Source organism: Pedobacter kyonggii (genome assembly GCF_004310665.1).
In the GTDB taxonomy this organism is placed as follows: Bacteria; Bacteroidota; Bacteroidia; order Sphingobacteriales; family Sphingobacteriaceae; genus Pedobacter; species Pedobacter kyonggii.
The window spans coordinates 1-25,561 of sequence record NZ_SIXF01000024.1 but is presented as its reverse complement, the minus strand read 5'-3'; the positions used below and the strand labels follow the sequence as shown (position 1 = coordinate 25,561).

The 25,561-nt window shown below is 38.1% G+C and carries 26 protein-coding genes; 9 read left to right on the top strand and 17 right to left on the bottom strand.

Translation table 11 applies throughout. From position 1 onward, the window contains the following. Positions 1-167: 167 nt before the first annotated feature. Complete coding sequence (locus tag EYS08_RS19165; RefSeq protein WP_131031626.1) at positions 168-1,550, top strand: MBL fold metallo-hydrolase RNA specificity domain-containing protein; 1,383 nt, start codon at positions 168-170, stop codon at positions 1,548-1,550. A gap of 140 nt (positions 1,551-1,690) precedes the next feature. Here the strand turns inward: EYS08_RS19165 and EYS08_RS19160 are convergent, their stop codons facing one another. Together EYS08_RS19160 and proB are read right to left on the bottom strand one after the other, a co-directional pair. Further along, positions 1,691-2,938 (bottom strand): glutamate-5-semialdehyde dehydrogenase, encoded by a 1,248-nt coding sequence (locus EYS08_RS19160; protein ID WP_131031625.1) that lies wholly within the window; start codon positions 2,936-2,938, stop codon positions 1,691-1,693. A gap of 113 nt (positions 2,939-3,051) precedes the next feature. After that, positions 3,052-4,131, bottom strand: a complete 1,080-nt coding sequence (gene proB / locus EYS08_RS19155; RefSeq protein ID WP_131031624.1) for a glutamate 5-kinase — start codon at positions 4,129-4,131, stop codon at positions 3,052-3,054. A 354-nt stretch (positions 4,132-4,485) separates the two neighbouring features. Here proB and EYS08_RS19150 point away from each other — a divergent pair, with 354 nt between their 5' ends. The 4 genes from EYS08_RS19150 (at position 4,486) to def (ending at position 9,211) form a co-directional block, all read left to right on the top strand. Beyond that, on the top strand, positions 4,486-6,636 hold the full coding sequence (locus EYS08_RS19150; protein WP_131031623.1) for a S9 family peptidase: 2,151 nt from the start codon (positions 4,486-4,488) through the stop codon (positions 6,634-6,636). A 318-nt stretch (positions 6,637-6,954) separates the two neighbouring features. After that, on the top strand, positions 6,955-7,203 hold the full coding sequence (locus EYS08_RS19145; protein ID WP_131031622.1) for a hypothetical protein: 249 nt from the start codon (positions 6,955-6,957) through the stop codon (positions 7,201-7,203). Between the two features lie 26 nt (positions 7,204-7,229). Next, positions 7,230-8,462 carry a M16 family metallopeptidase gene (locus EYS08_RS19140; RefSeq protein WP_131031621.1) on the top strand — a complete coding sequence of 411 codons (1,233 nt, stop codon included), beginning with the start codon at positions 7,230-7,232 and terminating at the stop codon, positions 8,460-8,462. A 188-nt stretch (positions 8,463-8,650) separates the two neighbouring features. After that, positions 8,651-9,211 carry a peptide deformylase gene (def, locus tag EYS08_RS19135; RefSeq protein ID WP_029274882.1) on the top strand — a complete coding sequence of 187 codons (561 nt, stop codon included), beginning with the start codon at positions 8,651-8,653 and terminating at the stop codon, positions 9,209-9,211. 181 nt (positions 9,212-9,392) lie between these two features. On the opposite strand, the gene EYS08_RS19130 is transcribed toward def, so the two are convergent. From EYS08_RS19130 to EYS08_RS19120, 3 genes are read right to left on the bottom strand one after another with little or no spacing between them, the layout of a single operon-like run. Beyond that, the gene (locus EYS08_RS19130) at positions 9,393-10,028 is read right to left on the bottom strand and encodes a peptidase associated/transthyretin-like domain-containing protein (protein WP_057930958.1); all 636 of its coding nucleotides are present in this window, start codon (positions 10,026-10,028) and stop codon (positions 9,393-9,395) included. 53 nt (positions 10,029-10,081) lie between these two features. Beyond that, positions 10,082-10,327: a NifU family protein gene (locus tag EYS08_RS19125; protein WP_025141622.1), complete on the bottom strand. Its 246-nt coding sequence runs from the start codon at positions 10,325-10,327 to the stop codon at positions 10,082-10,084. A gap of 34 nt (positions 10,328-10,361) precedes the next feature. Then, the gene (locus tag EYS08_RS19120) at positions 10,362-11,438 is read right to left on the bottom strand and encodes an Mrp/NBP35 family ATP-binding protein (protein ID WP_131031620.1); all 1,077 of its coding nucleotides are present in this window, start codon (positions 11,436-11,438) and stop codon (positions 10,362-10,364) included. A gap of 131 nt (positions 11,439-11,569) precedes the next feature. On the opposite strand from EYS08_RS19120, the gene EYS08_RS19115 reads away from it, so the two are divergent. The 3 genes from EYS08_RS19115 (at position 11,570) to EYS08_RS19105 (ending at position 15,213) form a co-directional block, all read left to right on the top strand. Beyond that, entirely contained in the window at positions 11,570-13,726 is a 2,157-nt protein-coding gene (locus EYS08_RS19115) for a transglycosylase domain-containing protein (protein WP_131031619.1), read from the top strand. Between the two features lie 229 nt (positions 13,727-13,955). Beyond that, complete coding sequence (hpt, locus tag EYS08_RS19110) at positions 13,956-14,498, top strand: hypoxanthine phosphoribosyltransferase (protein WP_131031618.1); 543 nt, start codon at positions 13,956-13,958, stop codon at positions 14,496-14,498. Positions 14,499-14,553: 55 nt separating this feature from the next. After that, on the top strand, positions 14,554-15,213 hold the full coding sequence (locus EYS08_RS19105; protein ID WP_086548430.1) for a phosphatidylserine decarboxylase family protein: 660 nt from the start codon (positions 14,554-14,556) through the stop codon (positions 15,211-15,213). Between the two features lie 449 nt (positions 15,214-15,662). Here the strand turns inward: EYS08_RS19105 and EYS08_RS19100 are convergent, their stop codons facing one another. From EYS08_RS19100 to EYS08_RS19050, 11 genes are all read right to left on the bottom strand, one after another. After that, a complete protein-coding gene (locus EYS08_RS19100; RefSeq protein ID WP_131031617.1) occupies positions 15,663-16,838 on the bottom strand; it encodes a mechanosensitive ion channel family protein in 1,176 nt (391 codons plus the stop codon). A gap of 70 nt (positions 16,839-16,908) precedes the next feature. After that, complete coding sequence (gene rplS, locus EYS08_RS19095; protein WP_029274890.1) at positions 16,909-17,256, bottom strand: 50S ribosomal protein L19; 348 nt, start codon at positions 17,254-17,256, stop codon at positions 16,909-16,911. Positions 17,257-17,487: 231 nt separating this feature from the next. Next, positions 17,488-17,976, bottom strand: a complete 489-nt coding sequence (locus tag EYS08_RS19090) for a hypothetical protein (protein ID WP_131031616.1) — start codon at positions 17,974-17,976, stop codon at positions 17,488-17,490. A 38-nt stretch (positions 17,977-18,014) separates the two neighbouring features. After that, the gene (locus EYS08_RS19085; RefSeq protein ID WP_131031615.1) at positions 18,015-18,488 is read right to left on the bottom strand and encodes a hypothetical protein; all 474 of its coding nucleotides are present in this window, start codon (positions 18,486-18,488) and stop codon (positions 18,015-18,017) included. 12 nt (positions 18,489-18,500) lie between these two features. Then, entirely contained in the window at positions 18,501-19,349 is an 849-nt protein-coding gene (locus tag EYS08_RS19080) for a WG repeat-containing protein (RefSeq protein WP_165456514.1), read from the bottom strand. 119 nt (positions 19,350-19,468) lie between these two features. After that, positions 19,469-21,250: a sensor histidine kinase gene (locus EYS08_RS19075; protein ID WP_131031613.1), complete on the bottom strand. Its 1,782-nt coding sequence runs from the start codon at positions 21,248-21,250 to the stop codon at positions 19,469-19,471. Then, positions 21,228-21,863 carry a response regulator gene (locus tag EYS08_RS19070; RefSeq protein ID WP_131031612.1) on the bottom strand — a complete coding sequence of 212 codons (636 nt, stop codon included), beginning with the start codon at positions 21,861-21,863 and terminating at the stop codon, positions 21,228-21,230. The genes EYS08_RS19075 and EYS08_RS19070 overlap by 23 nt, the downstream gene beginning before the upstream one ends. Positions 21,864-21,926: 63 nt before the next feature. After that, positions 21,927-22,601 (bottom strand): tRNA (guanosine(37)-N1)-methyltransferase TrmD, encoded by a 675-nt coding sequence (gene trmD, locus EYS08_RS19065; protein ID WP_131031611.1) that lies wholly within the window; start codon positions 22,599-22,601, stop codon positions 21,927-21,929. Between the two features lie 58 nt (positions 22,602-22,659). Then, a complete protein-coding gene (locus EYS08_RS19060; RefSeq protein WP_131031610.1) occupies positions 22,660-23,271 on the bottom strand; it encodes a hypothetical protein in 612 nt (203 codons plus the stop codon). Positions 23,272-23,317: 46 nt separating this feature from the next. Next, a complete protein-coding gene (rimM, locus tag EYS08_RS19055) occupies positions 23,318-23,845 on the bottom strand; it encodes a ribosome maturation factor RimM (RefSeq protein ID WP_131031609.1) in 528 nt (175 codons plus the stop codon). A gap of 139 nt (positions 23,846-23,984) precedes the next feature. After that, on the bottom strand, positions 23,985-24,557 hold the full coding sequence (locus EYS08_RS19050) for a 30S ribosomal protein S16 (RefSeq protein WP_029274896.1): 573 nt from the start codon (positions 24,555-24,557) through the stop codon (positions 23,985-23,987). A 143-nt stretch (positions 24,558-24,700) separates the two neighbouring features. Between EYS08_RS19050 and EYS08_RS19045 the strand changes: the two genes are divergently transcribed. Then, positions 24,701-25,222 carry a 5' nucleotidase, NT5C type gene (locus EYS08_RS19045; RefSeq protein ID WP_165456513.1) on the top strand — a complete coding sequence of 174 codons (522 nt, stop codon included), beginning with the start codon at positions 24,701-24,703 and terminating at the stop codon, positions 25,220-25,222. Positions 25,223-25,274: 52 nt separating this feature from the next. Here the strand turns inward: EYS08_RS19045 and EYS08_RS25840 are convergent. Further along, a partial coding sequence (locus EYS08_RS25840; RefSeq protein WP_208745908.1) for a hypothetical protein occupies positions 25,275-25,561 on the bottom strand: 287 nt, incomplete at its 5' end.

The following is a 25,561-nucleotide window of genomic DNA, read 5'->3' as shown; positions in this document are numbered from 1 at the left end:
GGCATGATTTTAACATCGTAAAGGAATTACTATCAATTCAGTGTGCGCTGTGGTTTTTCTCTGTGACCCCTATGGTAAATGATAATTAAAAAATTACGCATGATTGTTTAAAAATCCCATCATTTATACTACTTTACGGCTAAAGATTTTACGCGATAGATAAGAAGATGAAGTTAACGTTTTGGGGCGCAGCACAACAAGTAACAGGAAGTATGCACCTGCTCGAAATTGGGCATTATAAAATACTGATAGATTGTGGATTAGATTACGAGAAGGAAACCTACCAGGAAGAAAACCAACAATTCCCCTTCGATCCGGCGAGTATAAACCTGGTAATTTTAACTCATGCGCATATCGATCACTCAGGTAATTTGCCAACATTGGTTCGATTTGGTTTTGAGGGCCAGGTGCTTTGTACACCGCCCACAGCAGATCTTACTTCGATATTATTATTCGATTCCGTTGAACTTTTCTTAAGAAAGGCAAGTCGCAAACCCAGAACTAAACGTGGTAACTTCAGTGGACCCAAACCGTTGTACCTGCACAAACATGTAATGGATACAATCGATCGTTTTGTAACCATTGCTTTTAATAAAGCTTTTAAGATCAACGGTGATATTAGCCTAACCTTTGTGCCGGTTGGCCATCTACTTGGCGCTGCTGCTGCCATTTTAACCATAAATGATAATGGCATAGAGAAGAAAATTGCCTTTACAGGCGATATCGGCAGAGAGAACTACCCGGTTTTGGTTGATCCAGAGCCCTTACCAGAGGTTGACTATCTGATAAGTGAAGCCACTTATGGAGGCAGAGTGCACACCAAAGATCAGACACTGGAAGAAAGATTAGTTCAGGAAATTACAGAAGCCTGTATCAAAAGTCCTGGACGGTTGATTATTCCGGCCTTTAGTATTGGTCGTACACAATCTCTGGTATTTGCCTTAAACCAGATATTTACCAAAAAACTGCTGCCACCTGTTCAGATTTTTGTAGATAGCCCAATGGCGATTCAAGCCACGGAGGTTTACCGCAAACACCACAACCTGGTGAATCAGGAAGCAAAAGATTTTTACCAGACCATGGGTGATGAGTTTGAATTTGAGCATCTTGCTTATGTTCAAACGATGAAAGAAAGTAAAGACGTTTCTAATTATTTTGATCCTTGTATTATCATTTCATCGGCAGGCATGTTAGAAGGCGGGCGGATTCAGGATCACTTGTACTACAACATTCAGAACTATTATTGCACCATTCTTTTTATTGGTTATTGTGCCAAAGGAACACTCGGTTACAAGCTACTAAGCGGAGCACCTATTGTCCGCATTAAAGACCGGGAAATGATGGTCTACGCCACAATACACCAAACCGATCTGCTCAGTGGCCACGGCGATCATAACGATTTAGTGAAGACAATTAAACAGACAGGACAGCCTAAAAAAGTTTTCTTGGTTCACGGTGAAGATAAAAGTCTACAAAGTCTTTCTTTAGCTTTGCAAGAAGATGGTTTTAACGTAGCCGTACCTGAAAGAGGAGAGTTTTTTGAATTATAACATTATGCTGTCATTCTGAGCGTAGCGAAGAATCTTTAAGTAAGTTACACTGCGCTAACATTTGCTGAAGGCGACAAATCTAATGATTGTTTTCTATCGTATGCAGATTCTTCGCTACGCTCAGAATGACAATAAATCTATCATCCACGTACTTGCCCATCACCTCTCACCACCCATTTATAACTGGTTAATTCCTCTAAACCCATTGGTCCACGGGCGTGGAGTTTTTGTGTGCTGATACCAATTTCAGCACCTAGACCAAACTGTGCACCATCCGTAAATCCAGTGGAGGCATTGGCATAAACCGCAGCAGCATCTACTTCGTTTAAAAATTGGGCAATATTCGCAGCATCTTCAGAAATAATGGCTTCGCTATGTTTAGAGCCATAATCGGCAATGTGGTTCAAAGCTTCAGCTAAATCAGCCACTACTTTAACAGCTAACTTTAAAGATAAAAACTCTGTACCAAAATGTTCAGGTTTAGCCTGATTTAACAATTGCTCAGGAAAAGAAGCTTTTAATAACTCAAAACTTTTTTCATCAGCATATAACTCAACATCGCCATCAGCCAGGGGAGATAAAAGCGCAGCCAGATCATTAAGCCGATTTTGATTAATTAGTACACAGTCAAGCGAATTACAAACACTTACCCTTCTGGTTTTTGCATTAAAAATAATTGCTTTCCCTTTCTCTAAATCTCCAGATTCATCAAAATAAGTATGTACTATCCCAGCTCCGGTTTCAATAACGGGGATTTTACTGTTTTCGCGAACGTAATTAATTAACGATTGACTTCCTCTCGGGATCAGCACATCGACAAAACCTCTTGCGTTCAATAAAGCTTCGGTTGCGGCTCTTTCGGCTGGCAATAGGGTTAAAACATGGCGATTGATTTTATACTTATCCAAAACCTCGTGTATCACTTTTGCAATAGCCAGATTCGAAAATTCAGCATCACTGCCTCCTTTTAGCACAGCAACATTTCCGGTTTTAAAACAGAGTGAAAATACATCAGCAGTAACATTTGGGCGCGCTTCGTAAATCACACCTACAACACCTAAAGGCACACTAACTTTTTGGATATGAAGCTGGTTTTCCAGCGTTTTATCTGAGAGAATTTTACCCAACGGACTGCTTAAGCCAGCAACATTTTTAAGATCATTCGCAATATCAGCAATACGTGCTGCACTCAACTTCAACCTGTCGTATTTGGGATCTTCGATCGGCATCTTAGCTAAATCTTTGACGTTCTCGGCAAGAATCTCATCTATATTTGCAACTAAAGCCGCAGCCAGATCTGTTAGAACTGCATCTGTCGTTTCTTTACCAAGGCTAACCAAGGTACGACTTGCTTGTTTTGTTTTTTCGAAGTATTGTTTGTAATCCATTGTTTTGTTTTTCTACCACAGAGGTTACCGAGTTTTACACAGAGGAAAAAGAGAGAATTTGCTTAACTCTGTATCACTCCGTGATTTTCTCTGTGTGTTCTGTGGTTAAACCTTTAAATCGCCGAGTAAAAATAATCGTAATGCACCAGCGCTTTCTGTTTCTTTTGCCCGATACGTTCTCTGGCTTTATCTGATCCATATTCTGCTATCCCGAGCCCTATGAGATTGTTTTTTTCGTCTATGATTTTAATAATATCACCTTTTAAAAAGTCCGTTTGTATCTCGACGATCCCTACGGGCAATAAACTGGTGGCTTTACCAGATGTTAATACCGTTTTTGCCCCATCATTTAATTTCACCACGCCTGTTGCGGCAGTTTCGGAGTGAGCAATCCATTTTTTCTTGCCTGATTTGCTTTTTTCGGGAACAAAGCGTGTATGCACCAGTTCGTTGTTTAGCAAAGAAGTGAGCACATCATCTTGCGTTCCGTTGGCAATATGGACTGTGATGCCCAGTTTTGCTACTTTCTGTGCCATGGTCGATTTGGTGATCATTCCACCACGGCCAAATTGGGATTTGCCCGTTTGTATAAAAGAAGCCAGGTTAGCAACCGAACCATTAATTTCCTCAATAACAGCCGATCCTTCAATTTTCGGATCGCCGTTGTAGATGCCGTTTACATTCGACAGGATAATTAAGGCATCGGCATTTAACATCGAAGCAATTAATCCAGCCAATTCATCATTATCGGTAAACATCAGTTCAGTAACCGAAACTACATCATTTTCATTCACCACAGGGATTACCTCATTTTGAAGCAAAATCTGTAAGCAGTTTTTCATGTTTAAATAATGTGCCCGGTCGCGGAAATCTTCCTTGGTAACCAAAACCTGTGCACACTGAATTTCATGCGCTGCAAAAAAATTAGCATAGGTATTAATCAGTTTAACCTGACCAATGGCAGCCAATAGCTGTCGGGTAGTTACGGCGTCTTGTTTTTCAGATACCTTGATCAAACTTCTGCCTGATGCTACCGCACCTGAAGAAACCAAAATAACTTCAATACCAAGTTTTTTTATATCGGCCAGTTGATTCACAAGGTGTTTAATTCTTGCTTCATCGGGCAAACCATTCGCCTGTGTAATTACATTCGAACCAACTTTAACAACTATTTTTTTGTACCCTAATTTCATTATTATTTTCAAGCAATTTGATGTGGCAATTTACCATCAATTTTTCTAATTCAGATGATTATCTATAGGCATAATGGATTTTTACAAAAATGGTAATTAGTTTGGGGTTGGGAGTTTGGCGTTTGGAGTCGATTAACCGATTTAAACAATTAACCTCCATGCCGCTAACCAATCACAAATGAACTATTTTATAAGTCCGAAGTTTGGTGACGAAGGTCAGAAGTACCGCTTGGTTATTACAAGTTAACCGATTTAAGCGATTAACCAGTTAACCTCCATGCCACTAATGAACTAATGGCAACTGAACTATTGAACTAAATTATTAAATTGCATTCAACCTAAATTCAAACCACTATGAAACGTATCTTACCTGCCCTAATCGTACTTAGTGCATTTACGGCTTGCAATAACCCTCAAAAGAAAGAAATGAAAGCGATTAAGTGGCCCGATGCCAAAGCTCCAGTAGCAGAAATTATTCCGCACCAAAGAGTTATACACGGCGATACCGTGGTAGATAACTACTATTGGATGATTGATTACTTTAAAAAAGGCCCTGATAGTACAAAAGTTGTCGATTATTTAAAAGCCGAAAACACCTACCTCAACACGATGATGAAAAGTACAGATCAATTTCAGGCTGATCTGTTTAAAGAAATGAAAGGTAGGATTAAAGAAAAAGACGAAACTGTTCCTGTTTTCAAAAATGGCTATTTCTATTACACCAGAACCGAAGATGGGCAGCAATATTTTAAGTATTGCCGTAAAAAAGGGAGCTTGTCAGCCACAGAGGAAATACTCTTGGATGTGGATAAGCTGGCAAAGGGCCATGCCTATTACAGCGCAACCGGATTTAGTGTTAGTCCCGATAATAAACTTTTAGCTTTTGGCGTAGATCAGGTTTCGCGCCGCCAATACACCATCAATGTTAAAAATTTAGAAACTGGCGAAATGTTAAAGGATGCCATTACCAACACTGAAGGCGGGGTAGCATGGGCGAATGACAATAAAACACTTTTCTATACTTCGAAAAATCCCGTTACACTATTAAGCGAAAAAATCAAAAAGCACACCCTTGGTACCGATGCTAAAACAGATGCCGTAGTTTATGATGAAAAAGACAATAGCAATTATATTGGTGTAATGAAATCGAAAAATGGCCGTTTTATTTTCATTGCGTCGCAGGGAACACTAACTACCGAATATAGAATGATTGATGCCGATCATCCGGAAGCAGCGTTTAAAGTATTTTCACCACGCTCAAAAGATGTTTTATACGATATTTTAACCGTAGATGATAAGTTTTACATCATAACCAATTGGAACGCTAAAAATTTCCGTTTGATGCAATGCCCTTTGGATAAAACAGAAAAAGAAAACTGGAAAGAGGTTATTCCAAACCGTAAAGATGTATTATTGGAATATGGAGAAGAATTTAAAGACCATCTGGTGTTATCAGAACGTAAAAATGGTCTGACCGAGTTACGCGTACTGAAAAAGGATGGTAGCGATTATTATATCAAGTTTGATGAACCTGTTTACGCTGCTGGTGTTGGAGCAAATCCAGAATATAACAGCAAAACACTGCGTTATTCTTACACCTCTTTAACCACACCAAACTCAGTTTACGATTACGATCTCGAGAAAAAGGATAAAAAACTGATGAAACAACAGGAGGTTGTTGGCGGTTACGATCCTAGAGATTATGTAACGGAGCGCGTTTTCGCTACAGCAAAAGATGGCACAAAAATCCCAATCGCTTTGGTTCACAAAAAAGGCTTCGAAAAAAATGGGCATGCACCCTTACTGCTCTATGCGTATGGATCTTATGGATCGAGCACTGATGCAAACTTCTCTTCACCAAGATTAAGCTTGTTAAACCGTGGCTTTGTTTTCGCCATTGCCAACATCCGCGGTGGACAGGAAATGGGTCGCCAATGGTATGAAGATGGTAAATTGATGAAAAAGAAAAACACTTTTACCGATTTTATTTCAGCAGGAGAATATCTTGTTGATCAGAAATATACTTCAAAAGGCCATTTGTATGCACATGGCGGAAGTGCTGGCGGTTTATTAATGGGCGCTGTGGCTAATATGGCTCCCGATTTATGGAATGGTATTATTGCTGATGTTCCTTTTGTAGATGTAATTAATACCATGCTAGATGAAAGCATTCCATTAACCACGAATGAGTTCGACGAGTGGGGAAATCCGAAACAAAAAGCAGCTTACGATTATATGAAAAGCTATTCTCCATATGAAAATGTAGAGAAAAAAGCTTACCCGAATATGCTGGTTACTACGGGCTTACACGATAGCCAGGTTCAATATTTCGAGCCAGCCAAATGGGTTGCCAAATTAAGGGCAACCAAAACTGATAAGAATGTATTACTGCTTAAAACCAATATGGAATTTGGCCATGGCGGCGCATCAGGCCGTTTCGATTATTTAAAAGATGTTTCGTTACGCTGGGCGTTTTTATTCTCGTTGGAGGGGATTACGAAATAATTTTTAGTTGCTTTGTCATTCTGAGCTTGTCGAAGAACATTTCGATAGTGTTTCGATAAGCTCAACATGACAATCTCTTTAAACCAACCATAAAGTATTATCTTAAAACTTGAAATGAATACCAAACTAAAAACACTCCAAACTATTCACCTTGCTTTATGCGCTGGTGTTTTCCTCTTTGCATTAGTAACCATATTTCTCAACCGCGAGATGATGTTTTTTGATGCGAACCCTAAAACCACTTCACCTTTTAACCCAATATTTCCGATTATGGGATTGATCACCATCTCAGCGAGCATCTTTTTTTACAGAAACTTAATGGCAAAAATCGACAAAAATGCTCCTGCCGATACAAAGATTAATATGTATCAAAGTGCGTTTATCATCAGTTCGGCAATGCTGGAAGGGGGTGCTCTTTTCAATATAGTTGGGTTTTTTATGACGCATAATTCATTCTTTTTGATATTCGGTGCAGCTAATTTTATTTTTTTGATACTCAAAAGGCCTAACAAGAATAAATTGATTTCCGCTTTACAATTGCAATATCCAGATACCGAGGCTTTGTAAGCAATTAGCCTTATCTTTGCCCCCCAATGGAATACAATGTTCACACTTTGCCAAACGGCATACGCTTATTGCATGTGCCCTCGCCCTCTGCCATCTCTCACGCATGCATCATCGTCAACACAGGATCGCGCGACGAGCCTGAAAACAAAGCGGGTTTAGCGCATTTTATTGAGCATCTGATTTTCAAGCGTACCGAAAAACGCAGCACCAACCAGATTTTAAACCGCTTGGAGAGTGTTGGAGCAGACTTAAATGCCTATACTACAAAAGAATACACCTGCGTCCACGCTTCTTTTTTAAATCCATATTTAGATAGAACATTAGATCTTTTCAACGACATTCTGTTCCACTCCACCTTTCCTGAAGAGGAAATGGATAAAGAAAAAAGTGTAATCCTGGATGAAATTTCTTCTTATTTAGATCAACCGGAAGAGGCCATTAATGATGACTTTGAGGATATGCTTTTCGCTGGCCATGCACTGGGCAACAACATTTTGGGCACAACTGAATCCGTTCAGCATTTTACCCGCGAGGATGTAATCAATTTCAGAAAGGCCAATTACCGCACAAACGAAATTGTGGTGGCCGTTTTAGGTAATTACACCTTAAACAGTGTTGTTAATAAAGGGAGCAAACATTTTGCTGATGTTGAAGAGAATAATCCAAACAAAGAAAGGATTAAACCAGGTACACTTCCACAAAACAATACTACTATCTACAAGCCGATTATGCAGGCACACTGTATTTTAGGCAGGCAGGCATATTCTACACACCAATCGCAAAAGGTGCCTTTAATGCTGTTGAATAATTACTTTGGCGGCAATGGAATGAGTTCGGTATTAAATCTACAGATCAGGGAAAAATATGGGATTGCCTATACCATCGAGTCCAATTTTTCTCCATTAAGCGATACAGGTATTTTTTCCATTTATTTCGGAACAGATAAAGAAAAACAAGCCAAAGCACTCTCTTTAATCTTTAAGGAGATCAAAAAGCTCAGAGAACATCCTTTAAATGAACTGCAGTTACAAAAAGCCAAGAACAAATTTATCGGACAGATTGCCTTAGGCGAGGAAAACAGGATCGGTTTAATCATTTCGATGGCCAAAAGCCTGATCGATCACAACAAAATCGATTCTCTGGAAACTGTTTTTGAGAAAATAAATGCCGTTACTACCAAGCAAATGGCAGATGTTGCCAACGAGATTTTAGATATTGAACAACTGAATATCTTTACTTTCTGCCCAATAGAGGAATAATTCTTATTTTTGTACAAAACTTGCTATCATACTGAGGCACGCAGTATCTCAAACCGATGAGCAGTTCAATTAAACATAGTAGCAACTTGTTTGGACAGTAATTAAGATGTTAGAGATTCTTCATTGCACTCAGAATGACAATTTTGCGATTAACAAGCTCAGATTGAGATCTGAAAAAATATAATACAATGAAATTACCAATAGTAGCTTACGGCGATCCTGTTTTAAAAAAGGTAGGAACCGATATCGATAAAGATTATCCAGGATTAAAACAATTAATCAGCGACATGTTCGACACCATGTATTACGCAAATGGTGTAGGCTTAGCTGCCCCTCAAATTGGTTTGCCTATCCGTTTGTTTATTGTTGATACAGGTGAAGATGAAGATGGCACACCCGGCTACAAAAAGGTATTTATCAATGCCGAAATTTTGGAAGAAACGGGCGAAGCCTGGAGTTTTAACGAAGGCTGCTTAAGTATTCCTGATATCCGTGAAAACATCATGCGCAAGCCTAATGTCAAAATCACTTATTTCGATGAAAATTGGGTAGAGCATACTGAAGATGTAGACGGAATGCCAGCACGTGTAATCCAACATGAATACGATCATATCGAAGGAAAATTATTCACCGACAAAGTAAGTGTGCTCCGTAAAACCATGCTTAAAAGCAAACTGGATGCGATTTCGAAAGGAAATATCAAAACAGATTACAAAATGAAGTTTCCGAATAAAAGCAAAAAAAGATAAGTTTTGATGTAAGATGTCGGAGGGAAAATGGAAACGTTTTCCCTTTTTTTATTCCCCGCAATTTTCGCTTCGCTTCATCCGATGATAGCTATCGGAGATGACGACCCCATGAGACTAATTTGTTTACTGAAAGAAACTGTTCTGCATCCAAGACTCAGGACTCCGAACTCAAGACTCCAAACTAATTCGTCCTACTCTTATCCCCATCAAAAATCTGCTGCATCAGCTTGCCCCAGGCGAAAGGATTAAGAAGGGGATTGGTTTGCACCATGTTTTTATTGACCATCCTATCAAAATTATATCGGTAATTCTGACTTCCGATTTCCTGTCCATCACGCGGTAGCGTTTGAATCAAGCCATCAATTGAGGAACGTGAGAGATTCTTTTTGGCTATGGCCATATCATCATCCGCCAGTTTCATTGATAAAAACTCGCGGGTAAATTCTTCTGTTGTTGCCCATGGAAAAACACGCACCGATGGTAAATCGATCACATTGGCTTTCAGTTTAACCATAATGGTGTACTTGCTATCTGGTGTACTTTCTGGAATTACCGTAGAAAATTTCTTGTAACCAATGGCGGTGAACAAGATGGTATCGCCAGGATTTACAATGAAGGTAAAATATCCTCTATAATCAGCACCAACCCTTTTACTCTTCGCAGAAAGATTGGTGATGGTAACGTAAGGTATCACATTTGAGCTATCGATATCGGTAATAATCCCTGAAAATTGGATGAGTTTATCCTGTGCCGGCTTTTGTTGTGCAAAAGCGGTTACAGAAAAAATAAGGCAAATTAGGGCAACACAATATCTCATTAAGACAAAAGTAATTTTATTAATAAAACTTCCTTGTTAAATAGTGTTAAAGCTTATTCTTGCTCGGCCATGTTAACGGCAACTACTGACGTGATCTGAGGAACAGCTTTCATAATTGCCTGTTCGATACCAGATTTCATAGTCATGAAACTCATCGGGCAAGAACCGCAGTTGCCTAAAAGCTTAAGCTTTACCGTTCCTTCAGATGTAATTTCTTCAACAGAAACATCACCTCCATCAGCCTTTAAATATGGCCTGATAGTTTCCAATGCCTGTTCTACTTGTTCTGTTAAATTCATTATATATATTTTAATTTATAAAAATAGTAATTTTTTAGCAATTCACCATTTGCGCATTGTTGATGGATATCTGTTGTGCAATTTTACTTGCAATATCTCCAAATATAACATCCAGTAAAGGATTCTCGTTTAATGCAACCGGCTTCCCTTTATCTCCAGCCTCCGAAATACTCTGGATAATTGGAATTTCGCCTAAAAACGGTACATCAAAACGTGCTGCAAGTTCGGTACCGCCACCTTTTCCGAAGATATAATATTTATTGTCTGGCAGTTCTGCAGGTGTAAAATACGACATGTTTTCTATAACGCCTAAAATTGGGATATTAATTCCTGGCATCCTGAACATCGCCAAACCTTTGTGCGTATCGGCCAGAGCAACCTGTTGAGGTGTTGTAACTACCACCGCCCCCGAAATCGGGAAACTCTGCGTAATGGTGATGTGAATATCGCCAGTTCCCGGAGGAAGGTCTACAATCAGATAATCCAGTTCTCCCCAGTTGGTATCGTTAAACAATTGTTTTACAGCATTCGATGCCATTGGTCCGCGCCACGGCACCGGTTGACCAGGATCCGCAAAAAAGCCTAACGACAATAATTTGATCCCGTATTTTTCGATCGGTAAAATTTTGGTTTTACCATCGGTAGTTTCTTCAGCGCCCGGTTTAGCGTCAACCAGATCGAACATGGTGGGTACCGATGGGCCGTAAATATCGGCATCGATGAGGCCAACTTTGGCACCATCTTTAGCCAATACAACCGCCAGGTTACTTGCTACGGTAGATTTACCAACTCCTCCTTTTCCGGATGAAACCAAAATGATGTTTTTGATGTTATCTAACGAGGAGGAATTGCTTGGTTGGGTAACCCTCGAAGTTACATTGATGATTACCTCTGCCGTTGGCGATACAAAATGCTTGATGGCATTTGTACAGGCATTTTTTAGCATCTCTTTCATTGGACATGCCGGCGTAGTAAGCTCTAATGTAAAATTGACCTGGTTATCTGTTATCTGTAAATCTTTAATCATGTTTAAAGTAACCAGATCTTTTTTAAGATCGGGATCTTCAACATTTTTAAGTGCATCTAAAACTTGTTGCGGGCTAATCTGCATTGTATTAATTTAAATTCAAAATTAACAAAACATAGCCATAAATACTTTTATTTAGGCTTTTTAACTGTAATTTTAACACGAAATAAACATTTAATTGTTACGTTTAAGCAATTAACCATTTTAACGACTATATGCGAATACCAAAAATTAAGATCCCCAAAAAATATTTAAAAATCGGAGCCTGGGTTTTAGGTGTTTTTTTAGTTGTTTGTATTGCATTGGGCGCGGTAGCCTATAGCAAAAGGGAAGCGCTTCTTAAAAAAATGGTGGCCAAAGCAATTGCCAAGGCCGACAAGGATTATGGTTTGGAAGTTAAAATCGGATCGACCGGTTTTACAGGGCTTAGCACCGTAAAAATGACCAATATTTCTGTTGTTCCTAAAGATAGGGATACGCTTTCTAATATTGGCGAACTCAGTGTTGGTGTTAAACTTTTCCCACTCATTTTTGGTAAAGTAAAACTCTCAGAAGTAAAATTGAACAATGGTTTTGTAAGTGTTGTACTTAAAGATTCGACCACAAATATCGATTTCATCTTAAAACGCAAGAAAAAAGATAGCACACAAACCAATGGAAAAGCCAACTTACCAGAAATAGCCAGTAACATCTTAAATCAGGTTTTATACAAAATCCCTGACGATATGGATGTGAAGAACATGGTTTTTAAATTAAACGATCACGATACAGCCAAGTTAAGTTTTGCAACAACCGCTACAATTGATGGTGGTGATTTAAAATCAACCATTGATGTAAACAATAACGAATCTACCTGGCATGTAAATGGTTATGTAAACCCAGGCAGCAAAGAATTGAGCTTTACCGCTTATGCCGATGGAAAAAAACTGGAATTACCTTACTTAAACAACAAGCTACATGCAAAAATCAGTTTTGATACCTTACAAACCGAACTTAAAAATGCAAAATACAGCGGCGAAGATTATAAAATATCTGGCTCCTGGTCGGTAAAAAACATGCTAATTAACCAGCCACGCATTGCTTCAAACGATATCATAGTACAAAGCGCCAAACTGGATGCCGATATTTTAGTTGGACCTAATTTCATTGCTTTAGACAGCACTTCAACAGCCTACCTAAAAAATGCACAGATCCGCCCTTTTGTTAAATATACTTTAGGAAAGAACAAAATATATGAGTTAAAACTAAACGCCGAAGAACAGGATGCACAAGGGGTTTTAGATGCTTTTCCGCAAGGCTTGTTCGAATCGCTGGAAGGATTAAAAGTACAGGGCAAGGTGAAGTATAACCTAAATTTTTATTTAGACACTAAAGTGCCAGACAGTGTGCGCTTTAGCTCTACCTTAACCCCGGTAGATTTCAAAATTGTACAATGGGGCAAAACCAATCTGCAAAAAATCAACAGCCCATTTGTTTATACGCCTTATGAGTATGGCAAACCGATGCGTGATATTACCATAGGCCCATCAAACCCAAATTTTACACCTTTATCGTCAATATCAAAAAACTTTATCAATGCGGTTTTAACGGCAGAAGATCCATCATTTTTTACGCACAACGGCTTTGTTGAAGAATCGATCCGTAAATCAATCGCAGTAAACTTTAAAGAAAAGAAATTTAAACGCGGTGGCAGTACCATCAGTATGCAGCTGGTTAAAAATGTTTATTTAAGCCGTCAAAAAACCTTGGCCCGTAAAGCCGAGGAGATATTAATTGTTTGGCTTATTGAGCATAACCATCTGGTAAGCAAACAACGGATGCTCGAGGTATATTTCAACATTATGGAACTAGGCCAAAATATTTATGGAATAGGTGAGGCTTCGCGCTATTATTTTGGAAAACAACCTGCCGATTTAACCATCGGTGATGGATTGTTCCTGGCGAGTATTGTTCCTAAACCAAAGGCATCGATGTATAAATTCATGGCTGATGGTAGTTTAAAACCTTATATGTTCAACTATTTTAGGTTTATGGGAAATATTATGGCGAGAAGAGGTTTAGTGGCGAGCGATACTTCTGGTTATGGTTTCTATAACGTACGTTTAAGAGAGGGTCTCCGCCAATATTTAGCACCTGATACCGCGGTCATTGACACAACCATATTTGATGATGATGAAGACGGGTTGCCACCCATAATTGTACAGGATAAAAACAAAAGTTTATTCGATCGTATTTTTGGCGGAGGAGCTAAAAAAGATACTTCAAGCAAACAGATAACCAATCCTGCCGATACTGGTAAAACCAAAAAACAGCTTAGACAAGAGCGAAGAGAAGAACGAAGAAGGCAAAAGGAACTGGAAAAGGCTCAATAGTAATCAGTTTGCAGTTGCCAATTGGCATTTACCCGTTGAGCCACACGATTAAACAATTAACCAAAATTAGTTTGGAGTTTAGCGTTGGGCGTTTGGAGATGATTAGCAGATTTAAACAATTAACCATGACCAAGTTTGCAATTGGTAGTTTACAGTTCTTAGTTAAAACCCACGATTAACCAGTTAACCGATTTATGCAATTAACCAACAATAACCTTTCAACAGCAGCATGCACAAAATAAAAGTAGAGGATAAAGAGTTCGAGATATTTTTAGAAAACGATACCTTAAACAAACGGATCCGTTTACTGGGCATCCAGATCAATGTTGATTATGAGGGTAAATGCCCGCTATTTATTGGCGTATTAAGTGGTAGTTTTTTGTTTATGGCCGATTTAATCAAAGAAATTAACGTGCCTTGCGAAGTCGCTTTTATGCGCGTAGCATCTTACGAAGGAACGTCGAGTTCGGGAAACGTAAAAGAATTAATCGGACTGCCGGATAACATCGAGGGCAGAGATATTATCATTGTGGAAGATATTGTCGATACAGGCTTAACCTTAACGCATATTTTAAAAACAATAAAAGAAAAAAATCCTGCTTCAATTAAAGTAGCGTCTCTTTTGCTTAAACCAAGTGCTTTAAAATATGAAATTGAAGAGCTAGAATACGTTGGTTTTGAAATACCTAACGAATTTGTGGTGGGTTACGGATTAGATTATAATGGCCTTGGCAGAAACCTGACCGATATTTACAGAGCAACAGAGGCATAATTTTTAGATTGGATTAATTTATTTTTCGCACCTTTGCCCAATAATTTCTAAAACAATGACCATACATAAAGAAGGCTACACCACCATTGCCTTAAGCATATTGTTTATCTTCGTAATCAATGCGGTAGTTGATTATAAATATCACGACATAACCTGGTTGCGCTGGTTCATTTATATCTTTTCAGCTGCATTATTTATCATTGTATTGCAGTTTTTCCGCAACCCAAGCCGCAGCTTTTCTTCGGGCGAAAATCTGGTTATCTGCCCGGCAGATGGCAAAGTAGTGGTAATTGAAGAAACAGAAGAAGGTGAATATTTTAAAGATAAACGTTTACAGGTTTCGATTTTTATGTCGCCAATAAATGTTCACATTAACCGTAATCCGATTTCGGGCGTGGTGAAGTTCTTCAAATATCACCCAGGAAAATACCTTGCTGCATGGAATCCAAAATCATCAACAGAGAATGAACGTACTACAACTGTTGTAGAGCATAAAAACGGTACTCCTGTACTATTCCGTCAAATTGCTGGTGCATTGGCCCGCAGGATTGTGTGGTATGTTAAAGAAGGAGATCAGGTGGTACAAGCCGAACAATTTGGTTTCATCAAATTCGGCTCAAGAGTTGATGTATTTTTACCCGTAGGGACAAAGGTTAACGTAGAACTTAACCAGGTTGTAAAGGGTGGAATAACTACCCTAGCTACCTTAAGCTAAAGTCGTATATATAAATATAGAAAAGCCGTCCCGATGTAAAATCGGACGGCTTTTTTGTTATATCACAAACAAGAATTAACCCTCTGGTCTGTGGGGACACAGACCAGAGCATTTGAAAAGATTTGAAATACAAAGGCTGCCACATAAACCTGATAGTAACGGAAAGCTCGAAACGCAGTGGAGACTTGAAGTGAATAGCAGGAACAAACCTCAATAGTAGCTATGCCCTTGCTTTCCAAAAAAGAAAAATAATTACATATTCCTATTATCTGTGAGACACCAATGTTATTAAATTAAACATCCACTCGTTGTCAGTCTGAGCTTGTCGAAGACCTTAAATGCGAAAAACCTAAAAAAGATTGTCCTTCGACAGGCTCAGGATGACATCCTTTTTGTTTTTCTACTAAATAATAGCATTTAGTTACACAGACCACTAAATCTGCCGCTATTTAATCCATAGCATCATTACCTACCTCTTCATTATTACCTGCAGGAGCTGGCCTATCGCTAATTAAACGCTGCGTAGGATAAGCAAAATCTGATTTGTTGCGGATAACGATATCCATAATTTCGAGATTGATTTCCTGCCTGATTTTAAGGAATTCGGCATATTCCAGCACGGTTACAAAATAATTAACCTCTACATTCAAACCCGAATCGCCGAAGCTTTTAAAAGAGGCATTTCCATCGTCGCTGGTACCTTGATGGTTGTTGATGTAACTTTCTATTTCGCTAATGATTTCTCTGAGTGATGCTGAATTGGTTTCGTAGGTAAGCCCGATAATAAAAGATACCTTGCGCGAATTCCTCAGCGACAGGTTTTCTAAAACACCATCAATCATACCTCTATTGGGTATCGTAGCCATGGTTTTTTCTGATGTTCTGATCCTTGTGCTCCTGAAACCAACTTTTTCAACCGTTCCTTCAACACCATCAACCTTTACCAGATCGCCAACCGTAAATGGTTTATCTAAAAAGATGGTGAATGAACCTATTAAGTTCTCTAAGCTCTCTTTAGCCGCCAAAGCAATGGCAATACCACCAATACCCAATCCTGTAATCAGCGTTAATACATTAACCTCAAAAACAAAACCCAACAAAGTGAAAAAACCGATAAAGATTACGATCGTTTTAAACAGCTCCTTCAAGAAAGGAACCAATTGATCGTCTGATTTGTTATTGGTAAGTGAGGCTTTAAATAGCAAAACGTGGCTAATGAAGTCGATGATCCTTAAAATAATCCAAAAAATAGATAGGATGATCCCAAACAAAAATATCCGGTCAATACAATCTCCAATTGTTACGGGTATTAACTCTTTAACCTTACCTATTAATTTGCTGTAATGGAATACAGCTACCTCCAGCGGGTGTTTTAACTGGTTGATGGATAGATAAAGTGTGGTTAACAGAATAAAAACCTCGATGGGTTTTACCAGTAAAGCAACAAAAGCATCGTTATGCGATTGATTTGAAAAGTTTCTGAAAAGCTTAAACAGTAACCTACTTAACAGCTTAGAAACAATGTTCTTAAAAACTAAGCCTAAAAAAAGTATGCCTCCGAAAAGGAAATAGGCTTTTACGGTATTACCCCAAAACACTTGGTCGAAAAAAGCAGAATCTAACATTTAACAAAGGTACAAACAAAAAAACCTCCACGAAATTAATCGTGAAGGCTATATCTTATAATAAAGAATATTATTTTCTCAAAGATTTGATACGAGCAGCTTTACCAGTTAAAGCACGTAAATAGAACAATTTCGCTCTACGAACTTTCCCATAGCTATTCACTTCTACTTTCTCAATATTTGGAGAACTAAAAGGGAAAATACGCTCAACACCAACGCCGTTGCTCATTTTACGAACGGTGAAGGTTTCATTAGCACCTGCACTGTTACGTTGTATTACAACACCTTGGTAAATTTGGATACGTTCCTTATTACCTTCGCGAATTTTATAGTGTACGCTCACTGTATCGCCAGACTTGAACGCAGGAAAATCTTTTTTTGCGATGGCCTGCTCTTCAACAAATTTTACTAAATCCATGATTTTAAGCTATTAAATCGATATTTCATCCCGTGAAAATCGGATTGCAATATTAGGGATTATTTTTGAGAAAAAAAAACCTATTTTAATTTTTTCCACAATCTTTACGAATTCCACATTCTATTGCGTTAAATGCTTCTATTCCAAAAGGTCAGGAGGGCACTATTCGCGAATATATCACGAAATTCAGCATTCAATATTCTGAGCTAAATTATTTAACAATTGATGATATCAAGTGTGAATAATACAATTGGGCAACGTTTCTTCCGCTTTAATTATCTTTTCCAAAATAGCATCCCAACTTTCTTCTACACCTTCATCGTTAGGCGATATATGCAGCTCTTTAAGGTTCTTTAAATCTTTTAAAACCGTTATATCTTCTAACCTGATTTTAGTTTTCCAAATATCGAGGTATTCCAAATCGGTTAGTTTGTTCAGATAAGGCAAACACGCTTTGGTAATATTTTCATGCTTCATCAGGGTTAAATCTTTAAGTTGCCTGACATTGCTGATCAATTTCACCCCTTCATCTGTTATCCTTGTTTCTTTCAAATAAATACTCCCCATAACCGAAACTTTTGCAAAAAGCATGGCTAAATACTCATCATCAACCAACGAATCGATGCTGGCAAAACCAGGCAGTTCTGTAGGGATGTTTTTAGCTTCGGTAATATGTCCAAAATGCCACCAAAACTGTTTTTCTGCGCCTTTGAGTTTCATTTTATTCAAGTAACCCGATCCGGTTTTAACAACAATTCCTAATATACCCCATAGCCTAAAACGCCTATTTTTTCCTTTTCATCGGCATAGGTAACAAAATTGTACTTCGTTCCGGATTTACTCCAGATACTTTTATTAACCGGCTGTCCATCTATAGATTGTTTAACAACTTTAGCTGTATATCCCTTGTTTTTCAGCTCCATGTCGATAAATGCCACATTAATCGCACCTGAAAAAATGCAAACTATAGTCGAAATTTTATCATTTTTCGCATAAGACACCTCCATCATATCAAATTTGGAGTCGAAGGCCAATATTTCTTTAACCTCATCTTCCCCTTCTTCAACATCACCTTTTTCAAAACCTTTATCCTTCATAAAGGAGTTGATGTTTTGCCTTGTTGTTTTATAAAAAATATCATTAATCAAGGCTAATTTCTTGTTCTCATAAGTCTCCTGGCCAAAGGCGAAAGATCCGTAAAGTAAAAAAAACAATACTGTTACTTTTTTCATGTCAATGTTTATTTATCGTGTAATTTCTTTACCTGTTTTATCCATTGCTCCCCATCTGCCGTTTAATCTAAACCTGGCCACTCCATTCTCAAAGCTGCCAACCGCATCGTATTTAATCGGTATAACTTCTTCGCCTGTTCTGTTTATAAAGCCCTCTCTTCCATTAAGCCCAACTTTAGCTAAACCATCCTCAAAATCAGCAATGAACCTATACTTGAAAGGGATGATTTCATTTCCGTTTTTATCAATGGCGCCATAGAGCTTATTCTTTTCAACAGGAGCAACCCCATCATTAAAATCTTTTGCGTAATCGTATTTAAACTTTGTAAATTCTTTGCCCGTTTTATCGATGAAACCCCATTTGTTCTTTAGTTTCACACTTGCATAACCATTTTTAAAGTTATTTCCGTCTTCATACTTTAAAGGAGTAATTTCTCTGCCACTAACATCAATAAAACCATACTTCTCATCTAGTCTCACCTTGGCAATACCTTCATAAAAATCAAAGGCAACATCGTATTTTAGGGCTGTGATTTCCTTGCCCTTTTTATCGATATAACCCGATTTCTTATTTAGCTCAACCTGTGCAAAGCCATCTTTAAAGTAAATGGCATCATCATATTTGAATGGGATAACCACCTTTCCTGTTTCATCTATAAATCCGTATTTTCCATCTAATTTAACCGCAATTAATCCTTCATGGAAACTGTATCCAGTCTTTTCATACTTAAAAGGAATCACTTCTTTTCCCGCCTTGTTTACAAATCCGTATTTTCCACTTTCGTTCTTTTTTGGACTTAAGTCTTGCGCATAACCCGCAATAGCCAGCACACTTAGTACTGCCGTAAGTAATTGTTTCATTTCCATCAATTTAAAGGGTGTATTGCTTTTATTAAGCTAAAGTATACTAAAGATACCCTGGCAGAAATACCCAATAAAGGGTATATTTACATGTACAGAATTCACAAAACAGTTACAGACTAGCGATTGGATGGGATATTGATCTGAATAATAGTGCCTTCGTTTTTAACACTACTGATTTCGAAATTACCTTTGTAGTACTTTGCTCTCTTTTCGATGTTTTCGAGCCCAAAGCCCTTGCTTGTTTTCTGCAGATCGAAGCCAAGCCCATCATCTGTAAATTGAAAATGGTAATTTTTGGGATATTTGTAAAGTTCGATGGTAATTAACTCAGCGTTACCATGCTTAATGGCATTGTTTATAACCTCAAGTGCGATAAGATATAAGTCATAAATCCATTTTTCATCAATTTTATCAGGAAAATCATAACAGAAAAGCTCAATTTTTGCATCTGTTAAACCTGCGTTCAGGCTTGAGATCTGACTTTGCAGGCTAGATATCAAAGCGCCTTCATCAAGTGCTTTTGGCAGTATTTTGTGAGAGATCTCTCTAATATCCTCAGCCAGTTCGTTTATGGTTTGCTTGGCAAGCTCGGCATTCTTCATGTCAAAAAGATGAATAATATGGGCAATTTTGCTCCCTACATTGTCGTGAATAATGTTAGCGATGTTTCTCCGCTCACGTAGCTGAACTTCACTAATGGCCCTCAACGAACTTTCTTTTTCAAAAATAACCTGCTGCATCAGCTCGTTGTTCTTCAAAAAGATATCGATATAATTTCTTGATAAAACGTATCCGAACAAAAACACTTCATAAAGGCCGATAAACAACATCCAATTATCGCCCAGTGATTTTGGAATAATTTCAAATGTCTTTAAAATTAAGCAAGCGCCCCATACAAACTGTGGAGCAAAGGCAAGAAGCGCATAAATAGCCTGGGTTTTTTCAATTTTTAGATGTGTTAAAGCCGCCCAGAAAAGTACGACGATAGAAGCCAGGAATACGATGTAGCCTAACACAAAAAAGTAGCGAAATTCAAAGTCCTTATAAAACACTAATAAGGAAATCGAAATTAAAATCAGCAAAAAGTTTATGCCTCCCAGGGTTATAATTAATTTATGCTTAACGGGCTGGTTCTCTTTTAATTTTAAAAAATGCCCAAGAAAAATACTCAAGGCAATATACCATAGTGCTCCGGTGTAAACCCGGCCTTCGCTAAAAAACCTAAACTCAGGAAATAAAACATGCTTTGCAAAATTGGTTGTAATTGCCGTGTAAAACGCAGTTAGTATAGAATAGCCAATGTAATAAACATATAACCTGTTTTTGGTCATGAAAAACAATATCCCATTGATCATAAGCAACAAAAACACCATACCGATAAAAAAAGAAGTCAGTGCTGTTTTTTGAGATGATTTGCTTTCTAAATAAGCCTGATCTTCCAAACTATAAGAAAAATCTAAAAAGGAAGTCTCTTTTTTAACCCGCAGCCAAAGTAATTTTTCTTCGCCAGGCTGCAGATTAAGTTCAAATGCCAGGGTTTCAATAAACGGACTCTGGCCAACAGTTCTATCGCCAATGGTTTTAATTACTTCACCATCATAAAGGCTAAGGCTATCGATATGGTTATTGTTAAAACATAACCATGTTTTAGTGCTTTGTGAAGTGTTTATGTTTTTTACAATAAATCTGCACCATACCGCCGCATCTTTGTTATAGCCAATATTAACCTTGCTATTCTGCTTAAACGGCTTAAATTTTTGTCGTTGGAGCACCCCGCTCGTCCACGATGAATTTTGGTCTACAGCATAGCTGGATACTACCGATATTGATTTGTTTGTGGTTTGTGCACAAGAGAATAGCGGGAATAGCAGAAAGCTAATCAAGTAGATTATTCTCATGAGCAAACTTAATGAGCGAACTACTGTTATTGATTTCCAACTTCCGGTGGATGTTCTTCCTGTGGGTAGTTACGGTTGTTATGCTGATAAATAGTACTTCAGCAATTTCTTTACTGGTTAATCCTTTGATGATTAATTTAATAATCTCTTTTTCCTGTCTGGATATCCGGAATTTATTGACGATTGAACCATCAATGGCACTATATACACTCTCGCCTTTTTTATAACTCTTATTGGTATAAAACGTTGTGTCTTTATTTGATTCGATAATACTGATAAGCTCTTCGGCAGGTGTTTCTTTTTTCAGGAAAGCATTCACACCCAGTTTCTTTGCCTTTTGAATCAGAAAATCTTCGTAATAAGCAGTGAGAACAATTATTTTGGTATTTTTTAGTTGGGATCTGAGTTCTTCAATCAATACAAACCCATCAAAGTGGTTAATATTTAAATCACAGATGAAAACATCAGCAATGTTATGCATTAAATGGTTTCTGCAGGAATGTACATCGCTGAATTTAAAAATGCCATAGTTATTCCCGGTATTTTTAAGTAGTTCGGAAATGCCGTTTAAAAAAAGTAAATGGTCATCACAAATAACGATCTGTTTGGGCATATTATCGGGAACTAGAAGCGTTTCTCCTAAAATAGAATTTACCTTTATAATTTACAAGGAATTTTATTCCAAAAGGTCAGGACGGCGTGTTTTAGTTCGCTCCAATGCCTGTTCGTGCCTCCATTCATTTACCTTAGCTTCATGACCGCTTAATAAAACATCGGGTACTTTATGTCCACGCCAGTCTGCAGGACGCGTATAAACCGGTGCATCAAGCAGTTCCCCCTGAAAACTATCAGATAATGCAGAGGTCTCATCATTTAAAACACCCGGGATTAAACGTACAACAGCATCTACCACAATCGCTGCAGGAAGCTCGCCACCGCTTAAAACATAATCACCAACCGAGATCTCCCTTGTTACAAAGATATCGCGTATACGCTGATCAATGCCCTTGTAGTGTCCGCACAAAATAATGATATTCTTTTTAATCGATAATTCGTTAGCTGTGCTCTGGTTTAAAGTAACACCATCTGGGCTCATGAAAATAATTTCATCGTATTCTCTTTCTGCCTGAAGCATTTCGATACAGGCTGCAAAAGGCTCAATACTCATTACCATACCGCTCCCACCGCCATATTGGTAATCGTCTACACTTTTTTGTTTGTTGGTGGCATAATCCCTCAGGTTATGAACAACAATTTCGGCTATGCCTTTTTTTTGCGCACGTTGCAAAATAGAATGAGCAAACGGACTTTCTAATAAAGCGGGCAAAACTGTTATAATATCGAAACGCATAGTGCAAAGGTAAGCCTTTAGTCTGAAGTCTTTAGTCTGAAGGAGAATTTTGCTGCTACTAAGTTGTCCATTGATCGTGTATAACAGCAACTAAATAATAATCGTTCTGATATTTTTTAAAAACAAGCCTCAAACTGCTCCAGTCTAAACCGTTATATTTTTGATCAAAACCACTAAAATAATATTCAGTAAAGTGGAGCTGAGGATAAATTTCTTTGAGGTTATTGATAGAATTGCCATTACCGATAAAAGAATCGTAGTCTTCTTTCTCGGCGGCCACATAATCGGCATTGTAAATATAGCGATCGATGTAAGGTTTAACCCTTAGCTTAATGGCTTCGCCCGATCCATCGTAATGTCCCCAGGTCAATATCCAATGTTTATCAATGGCTTCTAAAAAATCTTTGGCCAGGATTTGTTTATGCGTAAAGTCTATAAAACCGTAAGGAGAAAAGCGCACGCCTTCAACAGGGTGAAAGCAGGAGGCAAAACGATTGTAATCTTTCGCCTTTAACGCCTTTAATGCTACGGAAGCAACTTTTTGGATCGAATCCTTTTGGGTTATCTTTCGTACTTTATTTAAAGCGGTTTTATTTCCGGCCTGATCACTTTGTTCGGCTTGATTGCAGCCAGAAAAAAGAACTACTGCGATGATAAGTAAATACCTCATAACAGGTAGAACGAAAAACCAGAAAAAAAGTTTCTGGTTAAAGCTACTATTGCGCTAAATAAATATCTAGCAAACCTTCAGGTAAATCGAGGGTAAGTGTTTTTTCATCCTCGTCATATTCCACAATAAAATCTTCATTTAGCGGGAATAGGATTTCGGTTTCTTTATACATCACTGTAGCCACAAATTGTTGTGGATATTCGTTTACTTCCAAAATTTCGCCCAATTCGCCCAAAGTTTCATCTATAGCTAAATAGCCTTTAAAATCGGTATAGAAAAATTCTCCTTCTTCTCGTTCTGGCATTTGCGATAGGGGCAGGTATAATTTCTTTTTTAATAGCGGCTGCACTTTATCGATATGATCAGCATCATCAAAGTTAAAATAGCCTGTTTTATTGGCCTGCAATTTTGCCGAAGCCACAAAATACGGCACAAGCTTACCGTTCATATCAGCAAATACCACATCAAATTCGAGTTGTTCGTATTCATCAAATTCGAAAAATACCTGAACTTCTCCCTTTAAACCCCTCGTTTTGGTAACGTAACCTATATAAAATGCTTCTTCGTGTTTCATATAATTGCATTTGTCACCCTGGGGCACGAAGGATCTACAACAATAAGGCAGATCCTTCGTGCCTCAGGATGACATTTTTAGTTAAAAAAATAGCGTTCCGAAATTCGGAACGCTATTTTATGAGACAAAATAATTAAAATTATTCTGCTCCTTCTTCTTTAGTAGCTTCTGCTGCAGGAGCCTCTTCAGTTGCTTCAGCTTCAACAGCTGGTGCTTCTTCAGTAACTTCTTCCTCAACAACTTCTTCTGCAACTGGTGCATTTTTAGCTGCGATAGCTGCTGCTTTATCCTCTTTTTTCTTAGCTTCTGCTGCTAATGCCGCTTTACGCGCATCTGCTTTAGAAGTGGCTAAACCTTCTGATTTACCAGAAATTTTACCTGCTTTAGCATCTAACCAAGCTGCAAATTTTTCATCTGCTTGTTCTTGGGTTAAAGCTCCTTTTTTAACACCACCTTCTAAGTGTTTTTTGTACAAAACGCCTTTGTAAGAAAGGATAGCGCGAGCAGTATCAGTTGGTTGTGCACCACTGTTTACCCAAGCTAAAGTTTTTTCGAAGTTAATTTCGATGGTTGCAGGATTGGTGTTTGGGTTGTAAGAACCTAAACGCTCAATAAATTTACCATCACGTGGAGAGCGAGAATCTGCTACCACAACGTGGAAAAAAGGTTTTCCTTTTTTACCGAATCTTTGCAATCTGATTTTAGTTGCCATTTCTTTTTGTATTTATGTATTCAACATAGTTCCCGGAGCTTCATGCTGCGGGGCTGCAAAGATAACTAAAATACTGTAAATTAAAAACATACTTTAATTTCTTTGTTTTCAGGATATTTGCGCCGAAATATTTACAGGTATAAATGGAAAGAATTGCGATTGATATGGACGAGGTAATTGCCGATGCCCTTGGAAAATTTATTAAACTCTATAACAGAGATTTTAACGTTCCTTTAGATTTAAAAATTGACGCTGGAAACGAAATCTACCACCATGTTCCGCAAGATGTTAACCAGAAATGGTTCGAATATATAAATGAACCGGGTTTTTTTCGCGATCTTGAGGTTATTGCAGATAGCCAACGGGTAATTAAGGCCTTACAGGAGAAATATGATGTTTATATCGTTTCGGCGGCGATGGAGTTCCGAAATTCATTAATTGATAAGTACGATTGGATGACCGAACATTTTCCTTTCATCGATTGGCAACACATTATGTTTTGCGGAAATAAAATTGTGAATGTTGATATTATAATCGACGACCGTATTAAAAACTTTGTGAATTTTGCCGGCCGTCCGTTATTATTTTCTTCACCCCACAATTTACTTGTAACAGAATATGAACGTGTAAATACCTGGGAAGAAGTAGCGGGCTTATTACTATAATATTAATTCATGGGCGTCGACTTAAGTCGACGCCCATGAATCTTGAGTTTGGCTAATTTCTCATGTAAAAAAGTGAAGACAGGATAGGATTGGCTAATTTTTCCAACTTTGCCATTTTTTTCTCTATGTTCACGAAGTCGGAAAAATTGATTCTGATACTTTCCAGCCATTTTTCTGCTCTGAATCTGTTTAGTATATCGCCTGTTGTTGTTCTTGTCCTCAACGCATTCTTATACCATTTTGTTCCAGGCAGAGAAACCTTTTCGGCCAGGTTGGTTTCGTGCGCTGCCAATAGCATCATCCCATAGCAGGCTGAAATAAACGCGGGTACTTTTTCCA